Annotated in this window: 1 protein-coding gene and 1 pseudogene; both read left to right on the top strand. The window is 60.3% G+C overall.

Going from position 1 to position 843, the window contains the following annotated elements; genetic code table 11:
• Nucleotides 1-185, top strand: a 185-nt coding sequence (locus EN969_RS35690) for a hypothetical protein (protein ID WP_206525316.1), incomplete at its 5' end; no start/stop codon positions are given.
• A gap of 22 nt (nucleotides 186-207) precedes the next feature.
• Nucleotides 208-843: pseudogene (locus EN969_RS33360) on the top strand (cysteine--tRNA ligase); the annotation flags it as partial.

Genomic DNA, 843 nt, shown 5'->3' with positions numbered 1-843 from the left:
ACACAAGCCAAGGCGATAAAGCCGCCCATGAAAACGTCTTTCGCCATTTGTGGCATTTGCATTATTGGCTAGCCTCGCGCTGGTCCGGACGTTTTCGCCTCATCTCTCCCCAGATTGGACAAACGCCCCGGCCAGCAGGCTGGAGCCTGATTTGCGTTCGCGCAGGGCTGGCTTCGTCGAATTGAGTTCTGAACCGGGAAGGCACGAATGTCCGACGCATCGCAGGGCCTGCGCCTCTACAACACGCTGACGCGGACGAAAGAGGATTTCGTCCCGATCGATCCGCTGAACGTGCGCATGTATGTCTGCGGCCCGACCGTCTACGACTTTGCTCATATCGGCAATGCCAGGCCGGTGATCGTCTTCGACGTGCTGTTCCGCTTGCTGCGCCATCTCTATGGGCAGACGCACGTCACCTATGTGCGCAACATCACCGACGTAGACGACAAGATCAATGCGCGCGCTTTGCGCGATTTCGGCGGCGAGATCGCTTCCGGCACGCTGTCGTTGAATGAGGCGATCAGGCGGGTCACCGAAAAGACCGCCGACCAGTTCCACAGCGACGTGGCGGTTCTCGGCTGCCTGGAGCCGACGGTCGAGCCGCGCGCCACCGAATTCGTCGAGCCCCGTGCCGACGGCAAGGTTGACATGATCACCTTGATTCAAAGCCTGATCGAACGCGGCCATGCCTATGTTGCTGCGGGCGAAGTCCTGTTCGACACGGCGTCGATGCCCGACTACGGCCAGCTGTCGAAGCGCAATCTCGACGAGCAGCAGGCCGGTGCTCGCGTCGCCGTCGACGCGCATAAGAAAAATCCCGGCGATTTTGTCCTCTGGAAGTTG

Origin of the sequence: Mesorhizobium sp. M7A.F.Ca.CA.003.01.2.1, from assembly GCF_003998945.1 — a bacterium.
In the GTDB taxonomy this organism is placed as follows: Bacteria; Pseudomonadota; Alphaproteobacteria; order Rhizobiales; family Rhizobiaceae; genus Mesorhizobium; species Mesorhizobium ciceri.
This window is presented reverse-complemented; position numbering and strand designations above follow the sequence as displayed.